Origin of the sequence: Leclercia sp. S52 (assembly GCF_039727615.1) — a bacterium.
Taxonomy (GTDB): Bacteria; Pseudomonadota; Gammaproteobacteria; order Enterobacterales; family Enterobacteriaceae; genus Enterobacter; species Enterobacter adecarboxylatus_B.
Genome location: NZ_CP152474.1, coordinates 750,985 through 768,567 on the forward strand (window position 1 = coordinate 750,985; position 17,583 = coordinate 768,567).

General features: G+C 57.8%; 13 protein-coding genes, 2 pseudogenes and 1 riboswitch. Of the genes and pseudogenes, 6 read left to right on the forward strand and 9 right to left on the reverse strand.

Going from position 1 to position 17,583, the window contains the following annotated elements:
* Positions 1-7: 7 nt before the first annotated feature.
* Positions 8-1,717 carry a ribulokinase gene (gene araB / locus AAHB66_RS03580; protein ID WP_347115236.1) on the reverse strand — a complete coding sequence of 570 codons (1,710 nt, stop codon included), beginning with the start codon at positions 1,715-1,717 and terminating at the stop codon, positions 8-10.
* A 335-nt stretch (positions 1,718-2,052) separates the two neighbouring features.
* Between araB and araC the strand changes: the two are divergent.
* Together araC and AAHB66_RS03590 are read left to right on the forward strand one after the other, a co-directional pair.
* A pseudogene (gene araC / locus AAHB66_RS03585) lies at positions 2,053-2,899 on the forward strand (arabinose operon transcriptional regulator AraC).
* A gap of 129 nt (positions 2,900-3,028) precedes the next feature.
* Entirely contained in the window at positions 3,029-3,796 is a 768-nt protein-coding gene (locus AAHB66_RS03590) for a DedA family protein (protein WP_347115237.1), read from the forward strand.
* A gap of 6 nt (positions 3,797-3,802) precedes the next feature.
* Here AAHB66_RS03590 and thiQ read toward each other — a convergent pair whose 3' ends face one another.
* The 4 genes and pseudogenes from thiQ to sgrR all read right to left on the reverse strand — a co-directional run bounded on the left by thiQ (position 3,803) and on the right by sgrR (position 8,878).
* The gene (thiQ, locus tag AAHB66_RS03595) at positions 3,803-4,498 is read right to left on the reverse strand and encodes a thiamine ABC transporter ATP-binding protein ThiQ (RefSeq protein WP_347115238.1); all 696 of its coding nucleotides are present in this window, start codon (positions 4,496-4,498) and stop codon (positions 3,803-3,805) included.
* Complete coding sequence (gene thiP / locus AAHB66_RS03600; protein ID WP_347115239.1) at positions 4,482-6,092, reverse strand: thiamine/thiamine pyrophosphate ABC transporter permease ThiP; 1,611 nt, start codon at positions 6,090-6,092, stop codon at positions 4,482-4,484. The genes thiQ and thiP overlap by 17 nt, the downstream gene beginning before the upstream one ends.
* Positions 6,068-7,052: pseudogene (gene thiB / locus AAHB66_RS03605) on the reverse strand (thiamine ABC transporter substrate binding subunit). Before thiB ends, thiP begins: the two are co-directional and overlap by 25 nt.
* A 34-nt stretch (positions 7,053-7,086) precedes the next feature.
* A riboswitch (TPP riboswitch) is annotated at positions 7,087-7,186 on the reverse strand.
* 36 nt (positions 7,187-7,222) lie between these two features.
* The gene (gene sgrR / locus AAHB66_RS03610; protein WP_347115240.1) at positions 7,223-8,878 is read right to left on the reverse strand and encodes an HTH-type transcriptional regulator SgrR; all 1,656 of its coding nucleotides are present in this window, start codon (positions 8,876-8,878) and stop codon (positions 7,223-7,225) included.
* 87 nt (positions 8,879-8,965) lie between these two features.
* Here sgrR and sgrT point away from each other — a divergent pair, with 87 nt between their 5' ends.
* The 3 genes from sgrT to AAHB66_RS03625 all read left to right on the forward strand — a co-directional run bounded on the left by sgrT (position 8,966) and on the right by AAHB66_RS03625 (position 10,777).
* Positions 8,966-9,118, forward strand: a complete 153-nt coding sequence (gene sgrT, locus AAHB66_RS03615) for a glucose uptake inhibitor SgrT (RefSeq protein ID WP_142488216.1) — start codon at positions 8,966-8,968, stop codon at positions 9,116-9,118.
* Positions 9,119-9,221: 103 nt separating this feature from the next.
* Positions 9,222-10,427: a sugar efflux transporter gene (locus AAHB66_RS03620; protein ID WP_347115241.1), complete on the forward strand. Its 1,206-nt coding sequence runs from the start codon at positions 9,222-9,224 to the stop codon at positions 10,425-10,427.
* 197 nt (positions 10,428-10,624) lie between these two features.
* Entirely contained in the window at positions 10,625-10,777 is a 153-nt protein-coding gene (locus AAHB66_RS03625; protein ID WP_106994224.1) for a Hok/Gef family protein, read from the forward strand.
* Between the two features lie 89 nt (positions 10,778-10,866).
* On the opposite strand, the gene leuD is transcribed toward AAHB66_RS03625, so the two are convergent.
* From leuD to leuA, 4 genes are read right to left on the reverse strand one after another with little or no spacing between them, the layout of a single operon-like run.
* Entirely contained in the window at positions 10,867-11,472 is a 606-nt protein-coding gene (leuD, locus tag AAHB66_RS03630; RefSeq protein WP_347115242.1) for a 3-isopropylmalate dehydratase small subunit, read from the reverse strand.
* A gap of 10 nt (positions 11,473-11,482) precedes the next feature.
* The gene (gene leuC, locus AAHB66_RS03635) at positions 11,483-12,883 is read right to left on the reverse strand and encodes a 3-isopropylmalate dehydratase large subunit (protein ID WP_347115243.1); all 1,401 of its coding nucleotides are present in this window, start codon (positions 12,881-12,883) and stop codon (positions 11,483-11,485) included.
* A 2-nt stretch (positions 12,884-12,885) separates the two neighbouring features.
* The gene (gene leuB / locus AAHB66_RS03640; RefSeq protein WP_347115244.1) at positions 12,886-13,977 is read right to left on the reverse strand and encodes a 3-isopropylmalate dehydrogenase; all 1,092 of its coding nucleotides are present in this window, start codon (positions 13,975-13,977) and stop codon (positions 12,886-12,888) included.
* Positions 13,977-15,548 carry a 2-isopropylmalate synthase gene (gene leuA / locus AAHB66_RS03645; protein ID WP_347115245.1) on the reverse strand — a complete coding sequence of 524 codons (1,572 nt, stop codon included), beginning with the start codon at positions 15,546-15,548 and terminating at the stop codon, positions 13,977-13,979. The genes leuB and leuA overlap by 1 nt, the downstream gene beginning before the upstream one ends.
* An 813-nt stretch (positions 15,549-16,361) precedes the next feature.
* On the opposite strand from leuA, the gene leuO reads away from it, so the two are divergent.
* Positions 16,362-17,306, forward strand: a complete 945-nt coding sequence (gene leuO, locus AAHB66_RS03650; protein WP_347115246.1) for a transcriptional regulator LeuO — start codon at positions 16,362-16,364, stop codon at positions 17,304-17,306.
* Positions 17,307-17,583 lie beyond the last annotated feature (277 nt).

A 17,583-nucleotide genomic window follows, 5' to 3' on the forward strand; every position in this document is an offset into this window, starting at 1 on the left:
CGTGTCCTTAATGTGTCAGGGTTGCCGTAGATTCCGGGATGCTCTTAACCGGGGCGGCGACAGGGAGATAGTGCTGTTCAGCGCTCTTCGCCCACTGCTGGTAGCGCTGATAAAGCTGTTCGAAACGTTGCGCCTGCTGGGCGCGCGGCTGCAGGGTGCTTTCCACCTGGCTGGCCATATGCTGCTGTGCCGTCGGGATATCGGCATGGACCCCCGCGGCGACCGCGGCGAAGATGGCCGCACCCAGGGCGCAGCACTGATCGGAGGCGACAATCTGCAGAGGACGGTTCAGCACGTCGCAGCAGGCCTGCATGATCACCGGGTTCTTACGGGCGATACCGCCCAGGGCCATCACCTCATTGACGGCGATCCCCTGCTCGGTGAAGCACTCCATAATGGCGCGCGCGCCGAAGGCGGTGGCGGCCACCAGCCCGCCGAACAGCGCCGGGGCGTCGGTGGCGAGATTCAGATCGGTAATCACCCCTTTCAGGCGCTGGTTGGCATTCGGTGTGCGGCGACCGTTAAACCAGTCGAGCACCACCGGGAGATGGTCGAGGGACGGATTTTTGGCCCAGGCCTCGGTCAACTGCGGCAGGAGCTGTTTCTTACTGGCGTCGATCTGGGTTTTCAGCTCCGGATGCGCAGCGGCCAGCTGATCCAGCGGCCAGCCCAGCACCCGGCCAAACCAGGCGTAGATGTCCCCGAAGGCGGACTGGCCCGCTTCAAGACCGATAAAGTCAGGTACCACGCTGCCGTCCACCTGGCCGCAAATGCCTTTCACGGCGCGGTCGCCGACGCTGGTTTTATCCGCCGTCAGGATGTCGCAGGTGGAGGTGCCGATCACTTTCACCAGCGTATTCGGCTGGGCACCGGCACCGACCGCACCCATATGGCAGTCAAAGGCACCGCCGGAGATGGCGACGTGCTGCGGCAGGCCCAGACGTTCCGCCCACTCGGCGCACAGCGTGCCCACCGGGATATCGGCGGTCCAGGTATCGGTAAACAGCGGGTAGTCGAGATGCTGGTTGATGATCGGGTCGAGTTCGTCAAAGAAGGCGGCAGGCGGCAGGCCACCCCAGCTCTCATGCCAGAGGGATTTATGCCCGGCGCTGCAGCGGCCGCGACGGATATCCTGCGGACGGGTGGTGCCGGAGAGCAGGGCCGGAACCCAGTCGCACAGCTCAATCCACGATACCGCCGCCTCGGCAACGTGCCGGTCCTGGCGGGTAACGTGCAGGATCTTCGCCCAGAACCATTCGCTGGAGTAAATGCCGCCGATGTAGCGGGAGTAGTCGCTTTTGCCAGGCTGATGGCACAAACGGGTGATGGCCTCGGCTTCTTCCACCGCGGTATGGTCTTTCCACAGCACGAACATGGCGTTCGGGTTGTCGGCAAACTCCGGACGCAGCGCCAGCACGTGGCCCTCGGCGTCAATCGGTGCCGGGGTCGAGCCGGTGCTATCCACCCCGATGCCAACGATCTGGCTGCGCTGCGCCTCGCTTAACTCGGCCAGCACGGTTTTGATCGCCGCTTCCATCGACTCGATATAGTCGCGGGGATGGTGGCGGAACTGATTGTTCGGCGCATCGCAGAAGCGCCCCTCTTGCCAGCGCGGGTACCACTCAACGCTGGTCGCTATCTCCTGACCCGTTGTGCACTCCACTGCCAGGGCGCGTACTGAGTCACTGCCAAAATCGAGGCCAATCGCAATTGCCATGGTGTTGCTCCATCAAAAAACAGATATGAATGAACATTAGAGAGTGAGGGGGAAAATCGTCAGGCAGGATCCGCTAATCTTATGGATGATTTTGCTGTGACATGGGAAAGTGTGACGCCGTGCAAATAATCCATGTGGACATTTCTGCCGTGGTTATAGACACTTTTGTTACTGCCGACCCGCTCGATGTTACGGTTAAATCGCAACGGAAGCGTTAAGATGGCGGACCTTAAAGTGGGCTGATACCTTTTCGCTCTTTGGCTGGCCCGTTTTTATGCCGCTTTTGTTGATATGGACAAATGGTTTCCTTCACGACTGTCAGGAGTACAGACAATATGGCTGAAACACAAAGCGATCCCCTGCTGCCGGGCTACTCGTTCAACGCCCATCTGGTGGCGGGGCTGACGCCCATTGAGGCCGAAGGCTATCTCGATTTTTACGTTGACCGACCGCTGGGGATGAAGGGCTATATCCTCAACCTGACCGTGCGCGGGGAGGGGGGTGATCAAGAATGGCGATCGGACCTTTGTCTGCCGTCCGGGAGATATCCTGCTCTTCCCGCCGGGCGAAATTCATCACTATGGCCGCCATCCCGATGCCCGGGAGTGGTATCACCAGTGGGTCTACTTCCGCCCGCGCGCCTACTGGCATGAGTGGCTGGCCTGGCCGTCGATGTTTGCCCATACCGGTTTTTATCGCCCGGATGAGGTTCATCAGCCGCAGTTCCGCGAACTCTTTGCCCAGATCATCGAGGCCGGGCAGGCCGGCGGGCGCTATGCCGAGCTGCTGGCGATCAACCTGCTGGAGCAGCTTCTGCTGCGCCGGATGGAGGCGATCAACGAATCTCTTAACCCGCCGCTGGATCACCGGGTGCGCGAAGCCTGCCAGTACATCAGCGATCATCTGGCGGACAGCCAGTTTGATATCGCCAGCGTCGCTCAGCATGTTTGCCTCTCGCCGTCGCGTCTGTCGCACCTGTTCCGACAGCAGCTGGGGGTGAGCGTGCTGAGCTGGCGCGAGGATCAGCGCATCAGCCAGGCCAAGCTGCTGCTTAGCACCACCCGGATGCCGATTGCCACCGTCGGACGCAACGTCGGCTTTGAGGATCAGCTCTATTTCTCCCGGGTCTTCAAAAAATGCACCGGCGCCAGCCCGAGCGAATTTCGCGCAGGTTGTGAATAGTAGGTAAATAAAACTAAACATATTCGCTGAATGCCGTTCACACCCGGTAAACTATTCAGACAATTGTTGTCTTGACGCAGCAGGCCTCTCTTCGCAGAATCCCTGCTTCGTCACCTGACCGGAACTGTTATGCAGGCATTGCTGGAACATTTCATTACCCAGTCCGTTACTTACTCGCTTATCGCTGTGGCGTTAGTGGCCTTTCTTGAATCCCTGGCGCTGGTCGGTCTGATTTTACCCGGCACGGTAATGATGAGCGGGCTCGGTGCCCTGATCGGCAGCGGCGAGGTTAACTTCTGGCAGGCGTGGCTGGCGGGGATCGTCGGGTGTCTGCTGGGGGACTGGATCTCATTCTGGCTGGGCTGGCGCTTTAAAAAACCGCTTCACCGCTGGTCGTTCATGAAGAAGAACAAAGCCCTGCTCGATAAGACCGAGCACGCCCTGCATCAGCACAGCATGTTTACTATTCTGGTAGGCCGCTTTGTCGGCCCGACGCGTCCGCTGGTGCCGATGGTGGCGGGGATGCTGGATCTGCCGGTGACCAAGTTTATTGTGCCGAACCTGCTGGGCTGCCTGTTCTGGCCGCCGATCTACTTCCTGCCGGGGATCCTGGCCGGGGCGGCCATCGATATTCCTGCCGGGGTGCAGAGCGGCGGCTTTAAGTGGCTGCTGCTGGCAACCGCGCTGCTGCTGTGGCTGGCGGCATGGCTCTGCTGGCGGCTGTGGCGCAGCGGGACAGCCTCCACGGATCGTCTGAGCAATTTTCTGCCGCGCGGGCGCTTATTCTGGCTGGCACCCGTCACCCTGGGCATCGCCGTGGTGGCACTGGTGGCGCTGATCCGCCATCCGCTGATGCCGGTCTACGGGGAGATCTTATTGAAGGTGGTCAGCCGCTGACCGCCGTCAGTGGATCCCCAGCAGGCGCGACGCGCTGGCCTTTCCGCTCACCAGCTGTTCCGTATCGCCGTCCCAGGCGATACGGCCATCGGCAATCACCACCGACCGACGGGCAATTTTGACCGCATCTTCCACGCTGTGGGACACCATCAGCATCGTCAGGTTCTGGCGTTCGCACACCTCTTTAACCAGCAGCAGCATCTCCTGACGTAACGCCGGATCGAGCGCCGAAAAGGGCTCATCCAGCAGCAGGATCGGCTGCTCGCGTACCAGACAGCGGGCGAGGGCGACGCGCTGACGCTGACCGCCCGAGAGCTCGCCCGGCAGCCGTTCCAGCAGCTCGCCAATTCCCATTTGCGCCGCGATATCACTCAGCTTTTGCTGTTGCCCGGCGTTCAGCCTGAGCCCCGGATGCATGCCGAGGCCGATGTTCTGGCGCACGGTCAGATGGGTAAAGAGGTTGTTTTCCTGAAACAGCATCGACACCGGGCGCTGTGACGGCGGCGTATGGGTATGATCCTGGCCCTCAATGGTGATACGGCCGTTGGCCGGTTGCAGAAAACCGGCCACCAGATTGAGGAGCGTGCTTTTCCCCGCGCCGCTGGGGCCGAGCACGGCGATAGATTCTCCCTGGCGCACGGACAGGGTGAAGCGCATCGGCAGGTGCTGATAAAGCCAGGTTACATCAGTGAGAGTTAACATCACGCCCCGGGAGTTTTTCGATAACGGTAAATAACGCAAAACACAGCAGCAACAGCAGCAGCGCCGTGACGGCGCCATCCTGGCTGCGATACGAGCCTATCTGCTGATACAGCCAGAACGGCAGGGTGCGGAAATCATCATTGCCAAACAGCGCCACCACCCCGAAATCACCGATCGACAGCACGCAGGCAAAAGCCAGCGCCTGCGCCAGCGGGCGTTTCAGGGCGCGGAGCTCCACCACCTTCAGCCGCTGCCAGCCGTGCATCCCCAGTGAATCGCAGAGCAGAGTGTAGCGGGCGCTGAGGTCGCGCATTGGGTTTTCCAGTACCTTTAGCGCATATGGAATAGCCATCAGGGCATTGGTGAAGATGACGATGCCATCGGCCGACTCGGGCAGGCCGACGGTGCTGTTAAACAGCAGGAAGAAGCCGCTCGCCAGCACGATGCCGGGCATCGCCAGGATCAGCATGCCACTCAGATCCAGCGCCTGGCCGGCCACTGTCGCCTGACGGGCATACAGCTCCCGGCTGGTCCACAGCAGCATCATGGTCAGCAGGACGCAGAGCAGACCCGCCCCCAGGGCAATGCGCAGCGAGGTGCCGAGCGCCTGCCACAGCACCGGCTGTTGCAGCACTGCCAGCAGGTTAAGGTTCAGGCCATCCACCACCACCGCCAGCAGCGGCGGGAGCAACAGCAGCAGGGCGAGGGTGATGAGCAGGCCATCGGTCAGGCGGCTGCGCAGGCTGTCATGCGGATCGCGCCAGCCGACAAGCTGGCTGCTGCCCACGGCGATAGCTTTACCCAGCCGCTGGCTCAGCATCACCAGCCCCAGGCAGCAGAACATCTGCACCATCGCCAGCAGCGCCGCGCGGCCCGGATCGTAGTCGTAGCTCAGGGCCTGATAGATGGCGAGCTCAATGGTGGTGGCCTGCGGCCCGCCGCCCAGCGAGAGCACGGTGGCAAAGCTGGCAAAGCAGAGCATAAAGATCAGCGCGGCGACGGGCGGAATTTGTCGGCGCAGCCACGGCCACTCCACAAAGCGGAAAAAGGACCAGCCGCGCATGCCGAGCTGGGCGGCGAGCTGGCGCTGCTCGCCGGGGATATTCTCCAGCGCCTGCAGCAGCAGCCGCGTCGCCATCGGCATGTTGAAAAAGACGTGCGCCAGCAGGATGCCCTGCAGGCCATAAGGCGAGAAGGTCCACTCCAGCCCGAGGGCCTCGCAGAGAGCGGCAAGCCAGCCCTGCCGCCCGTAAACGCTGAGAATGCCAAATATCGCCACCAGCACCGGCAGGATCAGGGTCATGGCGCACAGGCGCAGCAGCGCCTGCCGGCCGGGGAAACGCCGCCGGTAGAGCGCGCGGGCGAGGAAGATAGCGGGCACAACGGAGAGCAGGGCGGAAAGAAACGCCTGCCAGAACGAGAAGCGGATGACGTGCCACAGATAGCCGTCGTGCAGCAGCGCCTTGACATCGGTGGCTGGCGCGTTAAACCACAGCGCCAGAAATGCCCCCAGGGCGACGGCCACCATCAGGGTGGCGGCTATCAGCCCCGGGAGTAACCAACCGGCGATCAGCGGCTGACGGCGCGTTGCCATTCACTGACCCAGGCGGCACGTTTCCCGGCCACTTCCTGCGGGGAGTATTCCAGCGCGGTTTTCGGTTTCACCAGAGTGTCGAAACCGGCAGGTAACGCCACGTTGGTGACCGGGTACATCCAGTTGCCGGTCGGGATAGCATTCTGGAACGACGGGGAGACCATAAATTTCAGGAACTTCTCTGCCAGTTCCGGCTGTTTGCTGGCGGCGGTGCGGGCGGCAACTTCGACCTGCAGGTAGTGACCTTCGGCAAAATCAGCGGCAGCGTAGTTCTCTTTTTTCTCCGAAATAATGTGATACGCCGGAGAGGTGGTGTAGCTCAGCACCAGGTCGCTTTCCCCTTTCAGGAACAGGCCGTAGGCCTCGCTCCAGCCTTTGGTGACGGTGACGGTTTTGGCCGCCAGCTTCTGCCAGGCTTCCGGGGTCTTATCGCCGTACACTTTTTGCATCCACAGCAGCAGACCCAGCCCCGGGGTGCTGGTGCGCGGATCTTCGTAGATCACGCGCCACTTCTGATCGCTCTCAACCAGCTCTTTCAGGCTCTTCGGCGGGTTTTTCAGCTTGTTTTTGTCGTACACGAAGGCGAAGTAGCCATAATCGAAGGGCACAAAGGTGTCATTCTTCCAGCCGCCAGGGACGTTAACCGCTTCGGTCGCCACGCCGCTTTTGGCGAACAGTCCGGTTTGGGTGGCCGCTTCCAGCAGGTTGTTATCCAGACCCAGCACCACGTCGGCTTTGCTGTTTTTGCCCTCCATACGCAGGCGATTAAGCAGCGAGACGCCATCTTCCAGCGCCACGAATTTCAGCTCGCAGTGGCAGTCGGCTTCAAAGGCTTTTTTTGACCGCCGGGCCTGGGCCCCAGTCGGCGGCGAAAGAGTCATAGGTATAGACCGTCAGGACAGGACTGGCAACGGCAGGCAGCGCAACCAGCGCCAGCAGGGGAAGAACAGTTTTGAACACTTTGCACCTCTGTATGTGAGAGTGGCAAAGGATTTTGAGCGACAGCCTCAAATCCCTTCGCCGGCGTTATCCGGATCAGGTTCGACGGGTATTTTCTCAGCACACGCTTGCGCGCAGCACCCCGTTGAGAACGGCGGTATTGTAATGATTTGGTGAATATTACGAAAGTATTATGGTTCCGGCGGCGCAAACCATGCCGATTTAAAGTCAAACCAGCCCAGGGTGTTCATGCGTAAGCCGCGCATACTGCGCTGGCCCTGGATCATCAGCCAGTGGTGGATCAGCGGGACAATCGCCTGCTGGGACAGCAGCTGCTGGCACCAGACGGCAAGGTTCATCTCGCCCGCGCGCCACTCGGCGGCGTCCTGCTGCCAGTCCCGCGCAATGCAGTGCTGCAGGAGCGGGACTTCATACAGATGCGAGAACAGCGAGAAGTCGAGGGGCAGGGTAAAGTTGACGCTGTTGAGCCAGATGTCGCTCACCGTCTCGCCCCGATGCCACTCCTCATAGCTGACCTCCTGAATGTTCAGCGTCACCTGTTCGGCGGCCAGCAGTTCACTCATCATTCTGGCGATCACCCGGTGTTCAATATGCTCGCGGTAGAAGGTCAGGGTGAGGCTCTCCAGCCCGGCCGGTTTGTCGCCGCGACCCGGGCGGGCGTGGTGCCAGCGCGGCAGCAGGCCATACGCCGGGAACCAGTAGGACTGATAAACCTCCTCGGCCTGATAGATCAGATTGGCCGGGGAGAGGATCCGGCTGACCCACTGGCGCACCTCGGCGCTGGCTCCGCGGTGGGAGCGGTTGTCGAACAGCAGATAGTAGCAGCCCTCTTCAAGCCGGCTTTCCACCGCCTTTTCCCCCTCGGTGGGCCCTTCCAGCGTCAGGCCGACGCTCAGCTCTTCGTTGATATCCGGCAGGACCCAGACGTTCACCTCGTCAATCAGCGCCCGGTAGCCAAAGTAGTCATCGAAGGCGCGGATCTTGAGCTGGTTATTGTTGTTGCGGGAAACGGCGTAGGGCCCGGTGCCCACCGGCTGGCTGGCAAAGTTGTGCATCGTTTCCCACTCGCGCGGCAGGATCATCGAAGGTACATACCCCAGCAGCCACGGCAGCCAGCGGTCGGGCTGCGAAAGCTGGATATCGAGGGTCCAGGCGGTGGGGGACTGGATCCGGGTGATATGCGAATAGAGGGGCAGCTCGCGGGCGCGCTGCAGGGTGGCGATAACGTCGGCCATCTCCAGCTCGCGTCCGTGGTGAAAATGGATGCCAGGCCGCAAGAAAAAGCGCCAGTGCAAGGGAGAAAGTTGCTGCCAGTGGTGGGCAATGTCGGCTTCCAGTTCCCCATTTTCCTCATTTATGCGCGTCAGCCCGCTAAAGATCTGCCGCGCCATGTGGGTTTCGGAGCGTCGTAATGCGCTGCCCGGCAACAGGTTTTTCATCGGTCGATAATAGAGTACCCGCAGAATATGCCTGCCCTGGCGGAAGCTGCGGCCCAGATGGGAGACCAGCATCTGGCGCACCGCGGCCTTATCGCCCACCAGCTGCACCAGCTGCTCGATGCGATCCTGCTCCAGCAGATCTTCCGCCCGCTGCTGCTGCAGCGCGAGGCCGGTATAAAGAAAGGTGAGACGGGAACGCTTGCCGCGCCCGGCTTCAGCTTCCCAGCTCAGCCAGCCCTGCTGCTGCATGGTGTTAAGCAGGGTGCGCATATGTCGGCGCGAGCAGCTGAGCAACTCGGCCAGCTCGCTGAGCGTGGTGTCCCGGGTCTGGCCGTCACAGCACTGCCACAGGCGGATGAATTGTTGTTGCAGACGACCAGAGGGCATAAAAGGGGAACTCCTGACAAAAAATCAGCAATTTATTAATCCCTATATTAAGCCAATAATTCACTTCGATGAAGCGAGGAGGTGAATATGAAGAGGTCTACCGCGAATCAGTTTTACCAACAGTACTTCTCAGCGACAAAGGGAGTGTCCTGGCTGGCCCGCCGGTGTGCAGAGCAGCGGCTGAAAATACTGGAAGATCTGATGCAGTGGGAGGTGACAACATCGACCTCGGAACGCTGAATGGCTTCGATCATGTGTGACTGAGTATTGGTGCGAATCACCACGCCAGCAGGTATTATCTGCTGGCTTTTTTCGTTTTCACTTGCGCTAAAGGGAACAGGTAATGCTCTGGTTAATGACGATGGGACGCCGTCTCAACGGTGTTTATGCCGCCTTCTTAATGGTGGCTTTTATGATGGGCGTTGCCGGGGCGCTGCAGGCTCCGACCCTGAGCCTGTTCCTGAGCCGTGAAGTAGGCGCCCAGCCCTTCTGGGTGGGGATATTTTACACCGTCAACGCCGTTGCCGGGATCCTGGTCAGCCTGTGGCTGGCAAAGCGATCGGACAGCCAGGGCGACCGCCGGAAGCTGATCCTCTTTTGCTGCGCGATGGCAATCGGCAACGCGCTGCTGTTTGCCTTTAACCGTCACTATCTGACCTTACTCACCTGCGGCGTGCTGCTGGCTTCGCTTGCCAATACCGCCATGCCGCAGCTCTTTGCCCTGGCGCGGGAATATGCCGACAGCTCCGCGCGGGAAGTGGTGATGTTCAGCTCGGTAATGCGTGCCCAGCTTTCGCTGGCGTGGGTCATTGGCCCGCCGCTGGCCTTTATGCTGGCCCTCAACTATGGCTTTACCGCCATGTTCTCCATTGCAGCGGCCATTTTTGCCATTAGCCTGGGGCTGATCGCCTTCGCGCTGCCCTCCGTTTCCCGGGTGGACTCTGCAGGCGCGATACCGGTGACCCAGGTCAGCGGCTGGAAAGACAAAAATGTCCGCAGGCTGTTTATCGCCTCCACCCTGATGTGGACCTGCAACACCATGTACATCATCGACATGCCGCTGTGGATCAGCAGCGATCTGGGCCTGCCGGACAAGCTCGCCGGGATCTTAATGGGCACCGCCGCCGGGCTGGAAATCCCGGCGATGATCCTCGCCGGTTATTACGTCAAACACTTCGGTAAGCGGCGGATGATGGTGATTGCGGTAGCGGCGGGCGTGCTGTTTTATCTGGGGCTGATCCTCTTTCACAGCCGCGAAGCGTTACTTGCCCTGCAGCTGTTTAACGCGGTATTTATCGGCATTGTCGCCGGGATTGGCATGCTCTGGTTCCAGGATCTGATGCCGGGGCGGGCAGGTTCGGCCACCACCCTGTTTACCAACAGCATTTCAACCGGGGTGATTCTGGCGGGGATCGTCCAGGGCGCGGTGGCGCAAAACTATGGTCATGGCCTGGTGTACTGGGTAATCGCAGCGATTTCGCTGGTGGCGCTGATAATGACGTGGCGGGTAAAAGAGAGTGAAATTCTGGAAGGCGGCTTCACGAAATGACAGCCCATTCTGACAGCAGGACGGATAACGCATAGAGTTCACGCGGGTGCTTGAGGCTGTTTGCCTGAAGCATTGCTGGAAGGGTAGACAGAAGAAAGCCCCACTCAACTTAACATTGATGTGAGGCTACCCAACCAAACATACTTGACCCTATGAGGGTAGCCTCTTCATCGCTGGAAAGCAATAAGGAGGCTGGAATGCCAAAACGTACTCTGCTGTTAGGTTTGTTGATGATCTGTATGACGTTATTGATCTTCACCTGGATGGTTCGCGACTCGCTGTGTGAGCTGCGATACCGACAGGATCATACAGAGCTGGCGGCAGTGTTAGCGTGTGAAGTGAAACGTTAAGGCGAGGGCGGGGAGATCTCTCCCCGCCTTTCCAGAGCGGTTGGTTGGCTCAGGCACCTTTTTAATGGCCCGCTTTGCGGGCCATTAAATTAACCCATAAAGGCCGGCTGTTTATTCTCGTAGGCCGCAATGGCGTCTTCGTGCTGCAGCGTCAGCCCGATGCTGTCCAGACCGTTGATCATGCAGTGGCGACGGAACGCATCGATGTTAAAGCTATAGGTTTTCTCCCCGGCTTTCACTTCCTGCGCTTCCAGATCCACTACAAACCGAATCCCTGGGTTGCTCTGCACCAGCGCAAACAGCTCGTCGACCTGCGCATCGCTTAAGGTTACCGGCAGCAGCTGATTGTTGAAGCTGTTGCCGTAGAAGATGTCAGCAAAGCTCGGCGCGATCACCACTTTGAAACCGTAGTCGGTCAGGGCCCAGGGCGCATGCTCGCGGGAGGAGCCGCAGCCGAAGTTTTCCCGCGCCAGCAGGATCGATGCGCCTTTGAATTCCGGGAAGTTCAGCACGAACTCCGGATTCGGCACTTCGCCTTTGTCATCCAGAAAACGCCAGTCGTTAAACAGATGGGCACCAAAACCGGTGCGGGTAACCTTCTGCAAAAACTGCTTCGGGATAATGGCGTCGGTATCGACGTTGGCCGCGTCCAGAGGGACCACCAGGCCAGTATGTTGGGTAAATTTCTCTGCCATGATGGTCTCCTTATTTCAGGCTGCGAATATCGGCAAAATGGCCGGTCACTGCGGCTGCCGCGGCCATCGCCGGGCTCACCAGATGCGTGCGTCCGCCGCGCCCCTGACGACCTTCAAAGTTACGGTTGCTGGTAGAGGCGCAACGCTCACCCGGATTCAGGCGGTCGTTGTTCATGGCCAGACACATGGAGCAGCCTGGCAGACGCCATTCGAAACCTGCTTCAATGAAAATCTTATCCAGACCTTCGGCTTCGGCCTGCGCTTTTACCGGGCCGGAGCCTGGCACCACCAGCGCCTGCACGCCCGGGGCCACTTTACGGCCTTTCGCCACTTCTGCTGCCGCGCGCAAATCTTCGATACGCGAGTTGGTGCAGGAACCGATAAACACTTTATCAATCGCCACGTCGGTCAAGGGCACGCCCGGTTTCAGCCCCATATAGGCCAGCGCCTTCTCTGCGCTGGCGCGCTCAACCGGATCGGCGAACGAGGCCGGGTCAGGAATGCTGTCGTTAACGGAGATCACCTGACCTGGGTTAGTACCCCAGGTGACCTGTGGCGCGATGGCCTCGGCCTGCAGGGTCACCACGGTGTCAAACTGCGCGCCATCGTCCGTTTTCAGGGTTTTCCAGTAAGCGACCGCATCGTCGTAGTGCTGGCCTTTCGGGGCATGCAGACGATCCTTCACATAGGCGAAGGTGATCTCATCCGGGGCAACCAGACCGGCTTTTGCGCCCATTTCAATGGCCATGTTGCACAGGGTCATACGACCTTCCATGCTCAGGGCCTGGATCGCGCTGCCGCAGAACTCCACCACATGGCCGGTGCCGCCGGCGCTGCCGGTTTTACCGATGATCGCCAGCACGATGTCTTTGGCAGTGATGCCCGGCGCTGCCTGGCCGGTGACTTCAATCTTCATGGTCTTCGCACGGCCCTGTTTCAGGGTCTGCGTCGCCAGCACGTGTTCCACTTCAGAGGTGCCGATCCCGAACGCCAGCGCGCCAAAGGCGCCGTGGGTGGCGGTATGGGAGTCGCCGCAGACGATGGTCATCCCCGGCAGGGTGATACCCTGCTCTGGACCCATCACGTGAACAATGCCCTGATAGGGGTGGTTCAGGTCGTACAGTTCGACGCCAAACTCGTTGCAGTTCTTGATCAGCTCCTGCATCTGAATGCGCGCCATCTCGCCGGAGGCGTTGATATCTTTGGTCTGCGTCGAGACGTTATGGTCCATCGTCGCAAAGGTTTTGCCTGGCTGACGCACCGGACGATGATGCGCACGCAGGCCATCAAACGCCTGCGGCGAGGTCACTTCGTGCACCAGGTGACGATCGATATAGAGCAGTGGGGTTTCATTCGGTGCTTCGAAGACCACGTGCGCATCAAACAATTTTTCGTACAACGTCTTCGCCATGATTACACCCCTTCAGCGACATAGCGGGCGATGATGTCACCCATTTCATCGGTAGTAACAGCAGCAGCGCCACGGGCCAGATCACCGGTGCGAATGCCTTCTTCCAGCGCACGGTTGATGGCGCTTTCAATCGCCGTGGCTGCGTCGTTGGCATCCAGGCTGTAGCGCAGCAACAGCGCCAGGGAGAGGATCTGCGCAATCGGGTTAGCAATGTTCTTGCCCGCGATATCTGGTGCCGAGCCGCCTGCCGGTTCGTACAGGCCAAAGCCTTCTTCATTCAGGCTGGCGGACGGCAGCATACCCATCGAGCCGGTGATCATCGCGCACTCGTCAGAGAGAATGTCACCGAACAGGTTGGAGCACAGCAGCACGTCGAACTGGGACGGATCTTTAATCAGCTGCATGGTGGCATTGTCGATATACATATGCGACAGCTGCACGTCCGGGTATTCCCGGGCGATTTCGTTGACGATTTCACGCCACAGGATCGAGGATTGCAGCACGTTCGCTTTATCGATCGAGGTGACTTTATGGCCGCGCTTGCGGGCCGATTCGAACGCGATACGGGCGATACGCTCGATCTCAAAACGGTGATACACCTCAGTATCAAAGGCTTTTTCGTGCTGACCGCTACCTTCACGGCCCTTCGGCTGACCAAAGTAGATGCCGCCGGTCAGCTCGCGAACGCACAGAATGTCGAAACCGTTGGCGGCGATATCGGCGCGCAGCGGGCAAAACTCTTCCAGCCCCTGGTACAGCTTCGCCGGACGCAGGTTGCTGAACAGCTTGAAATGTTTACGCAACGGCAGCAGCGCGCCGCGCTCTGGCTGTTCGGCCGGCGGCAGGTGTTCCCATTTCGGGCCACCCACGGAGCCAAACAGCACCGCGTCGGCATTCTCACAGCCGGTCACGGTCGCCTGCGGCAACGGCGTGCCGTGATTATCGATGGCGATACCGCCCACATCGTAGTGGCTGGTGGTAATTTTCATCGCAAAACGGGTGCGGATCGCTTCCAGAACCTTCAGCGCCTGTGCCATAACTTCGGGGCCAATTCCGTCGCCCGGTAACACAGCAATATGGTAATTCTTCGACATTACACGGTTTCCTTATTGTTCTCTTTATTCTGAGCTTTGCGTTGCAACTCTTTTTCCACTTCGGCGGCGCGCCAGATGTTGTTCAGGACGTGAACCATCGCTTTGGCGGAGGATTCGACGATATCGGTCGCCAGCCCCACGCCGTGGAAGCGGCGGCCGTTATAGTTGACCACGATATCAACCTGGCCCAGCGCGTTTTTACCCTGTCCTTTGGCCGTCAGGTCATATTTAACCAGCTCAACGTCGTACTCGGTGACGCGGTTAATGGCCTGGTAGATGGCATCGACCGGACCGTTACCGTTAGCGGCTTCGGCTTTGATCTCCTCGCCGCAGGCCAGCTTAACGGAGGCGGTGGCGATATCGCTTGAACCTGACTGCACGCTGAAGTAGTCCAGACGGAAATGCTCTGGCTCTTCCTGCTGCTTGTTGATAAACGCCAGCGCTTCCAGATCGTAATCGAAGACCTGACCTTTCTTATCAGCCAGCTTCAGGAAGGCGTCGTACAGGTGATCCATGTTGTAGTCGGTCTCTTTATAACCCATCTCTTCCATGCGGTGTTTTACCGCGGCACGGCCAGAGCGGGAGGTCAGGTTCAACTGCACCTGGTTCAGACCGATAGATTCCGGGGTCATGATCTCGTAGTTTTCGCGGTTCTTCAGCACGCCGTCCTGGTGGATACCGGAGGAGTGGGCAAAGGCCCCGGTGCCGACAATCGCTTTGTTCGCCGGGACCGGCATGTTGCAGATCTGGCTGACGGTCTGGCTGGTGCGCCAGATTTCGTGGTGATTAATGCGGGTCTGCACATTCATGATGTCTTTGCGCACTTTGATCGCCATGATCACTTCTTCCAGCGAACAGTTGCCCGCGCGCTCACCGATACCGTTCATGGCGCCTTCAACCTGACGCGCACCGGCGTGGACGGCTGCGATCGCGTTACCCACCGCCAGGCCCAAATCGTCATGGGTGTGAACGGAGATAATCGCTTTATCAATGTTAGGCACTCGCTCATACAGCCCGGTAATGATGTTGGAGAACTCGAACGGCATGGTGTAGCCGACGGTGTCCGGGATGTTAATGGTGGTGGCACCGGCACGGATCGCCGCTTCAACCACACGGGCTAAATCTTCAATCGGCGTACGGCCTGCGTCTTCGCAGGAGAACTCAACGTCGTCGGTGTAATTACGGGCGCGTTTTACCATATAAATGGAACGCTCAATCACCTCATCCAGCGTGCTGCGCAGCTTGGTGGCGATGTGCATTGGCGAGGTAGCAATAAAGGTATGAATTCGGAAGGCTTCAGCGACTTTCAGCGACTCAGCGGCCACATCGATGTCCTTCTCGACGCAGCGGGCCAGGGCGCACACACGGCTGTTTTTGATGGTGCGGGCAATGGTCTGAACGGATTCAAAATCACCCGGAGAAGAGACCGGGAAGCCCACCTCCATTACATCTACGCCCATACGTTCAAGGGCCAGAGCAATCTGCAATTTCTCTTTAACGCTCAGGCTTGCCTGTAATGCCTGTTCACCGTCACGTAAGGTCGTATCGAAAATAATGACTTGCTGGCTCATGGGTTAGGTCCTTGTCTGAATTTGGGCGCCTTGCTACGAGCATAAAAAAACCCGCGCAGTGGCGCGGGTTTTTTGTGTTACCAGAGAACGATTCAACGCTGAATTTCGCCCGCCAGTCTACCGCGCACAGTGGATGCGTTTAGTAGTAGTAGACCGGTGAAACGAATGCTGCGAATCATGAATCATGCCCCAGATAAATAAGATATGCTTTTAGTGGTACTGGATACGCGGTTTGATGTCAACCCCCGGGAGGTGAAAACGGTGATTCGGCCTTCCGAACTCAATCCATGAAATTAGCTTATTGTGCTGGTTTTTCCCTTTCAGACAATTTTGTTCCTCTGTCGGATGTCACTGAATACATCGTCAGAATTATTTGAATATACTTGATTGCAATTGTTCAAACTTTCGAAACAATAGCTCCGCCTTTTGAATGCGTTAACTTTCATTATGTTAGCCTGATCCTATGCGCATAATGCATGCGAAGGTAATGTTAGTGATAATAAAATGTTAAGTATAAAAATTAAATTGCTATTAATATTTCATTAAAACTTAAATAAGGCTTAACTAAACGCTATATTGTTTATTCGTGTAATTTATGGTTTCATTCGAATCATTAACTCGCAGATATGTTTTTCCTTATCTGAATATGTTCTCATGTTTAATTCCGTATCCCTGTCACGGCTGACGGGTATTTATATATTCCTAATTTGTAACATTTCTCTTTTTCTTGTTTTATATGCGTGGTAAATCATATTTTTAAAAATGATTGTTGCTGACGAGTAAAGGGAGTTTAGCGTGACAGTGGAGCAGGGTATGTCTGAAGAAAAAAGTGAAAAACCGGCAGCATTCGACGGGGCAAAACCGCAGCTCCGTACGGTGGATCTGAATCTGTTAACGGTATTTGATGCGGTGATGCAGGAGCAAAATATCACGCGCGCAGCCCAGTCGCTGGGGATGTCACAGCCCGCCGTCAGTAATGCCGTCGCCAGGCTCAAGGTTATGTTTAATGACGAATTATTTGTACGCTATGGCCGTGGGATCCAGCCTACCGCGCGAGCTTTCCAGCTGTTTGCATCGGTGCGTCAGGCGCTGCAGTTGGTGCAGAATGAGCTGCCGGGCTCAGGGTTTGACTCCTCCAGCAGTGAGCGTATTTTCCATTTGTGCGTCTGCAGTCCTCTCGATAATTATCTGACCTCGCTTATTTATAATAAGGTTGAAGAGGTCGCACCTAATATTCATCTGGTGTTCAAGTCTTCCCTTAACCAGAATACGGAACATCAGCTGCGCTATCAGGAAACTGAGTTTGTGATTGGCTATGAAGAGTTCCGCCGTCCGGAATTTTCCTGCGTACCGTTATTCAAAGATGAAATGGTGCTGGTGACCAGTAAAACACACCCGCGCCTGCATGGTGCTCTGCTGGAGAGCGATATTTATCGTGAACAGCATGCGGTTGTCGCTCTCGATCGCTACGCCTCCTTTAGCCAGCCGTGGTACGACACCCCGGATAAGCAGGCCTGCGTGGCATATCAGGGAATGGCAATGGTCAGCGTATTAAATGTGGTCTCGCAAACGCAGCTGGTGGCCATTGCGCCGCGCTGGCTGGTGGAAGAGTTTGCCGAGCCGCTGAATCTACGGATATTACCGCTGCCGTTGAACCTTAACTCGCGTACGTGCTATCTCTCCTGGCATGAAGCCGCCGGCCGCGATAAAGGCCATCAGTGGATGGAAGAGCTGCTGGTGAGCGTCTGCCGCCGCTAATTGACCTCAGGATAAATGGCGCTGTTGTTGTTATTTATCCTGACTTTCTTTTTGTTTCTGAAATTTTATTCTGTCGCTACTTTTTTTTACTGCCGCTTCCAGGCCGTAAAATTGCATGAATTACTGCACCTTTCCCTTTTTAAATGATGAATGCGTACGCCTCTTCGTTATCGTAGTTGATTTATCCATAACAAATATTAATACCTCATATTTCTTCTTTCGCGTTTATGCGCGCGCGCAGGTTTGCTAATTGCCTGCCTTCCGGCGAGCGGTTATG

Coding starts and splice junctions, on each gene's coding strand:
- araB (WP_347115236.1), bottom strand. CDS start 1,717: ATGGCAATTGCGATTGGCCTCGATTTTGGCAGTGACTCAGTACGCGCC.
- AAHB66_RS03590 (WP_347115237.1), top strand. CDS start 3,029: ATGCAGGCATTGCTGGAACATTTCATTACCCAGTCCGTTACTTACTCG.
- thiQ (WP_347115238.1), bottom strand. CDS start 4,498: ATGTTAACTCTCACTGATGTAACCTGGCTTTATCAGCACCTGCCGATG.
- thiP (WP_347115239.1), bottom strand. CDS start 6,092: ATGGCAACGCGCCGTCAGCCGCTGATCGCCGGTTGGTTACTCCCGGGG.
- sgrR (WP_347115240.1), bottom strand. CDS start 8,878: ATGCCCTCTGGTCGTCTGCAACAACAATTCATCCGCCTGTGGCAGTGC.
- sgrT (WP_142488216.1), top strand. CDS start 8,966: ATGAAGAGGTCTACCGCGAATCAGTTTTACCAACAGTACTTCTCAGCG.
- AAHB66_RS03620 (WP_347115241.1), top strand. CDS start 9,222: ATGCTCTGGTTAATGACGATGGGACGCCGTCTCAACGGTGTTTATGCC.
- AAHB66_RS03625 (WP_106994224.1), top strand. CDS start 10,625: ATGCCAAAACGTACTCTGCTGTTAGGTTTGTTGATGATCTGTATGACG.
- leuD (WP_347115242.1), bottom strand. CDS start 11,472: ATGGCAGAGAAATTTACCCAACATACTGGCCTGGTGGTCCCTCTGGAC.
- leuC (WP_347115243.1), bottom strand. CDS start 12,883: ATGGCGAAGACGTTGTACGAAAAATTGTTTGATGCGCACGTGGTCTTC.
- leuB (WP_347115244.1), bottom strand. CDS start 13,977: ATGTCGAAGAATTACCATATTGCTGTGTTACCGGGCGACGGAATTGGC.
- leuA (WP_347115245.1), bottom strand. CDS start 15,548: ATGAGCCAGCAAGTCATTATTTTCGATACGACCTTACGTGACGGTGAA.
- leuO (WP_347115246.1), top strand. CDS start 16,362: ATGTCTGAAGAAAAAAGTGAAAAACCGGCAGCATTCGACGGGGCAAAA.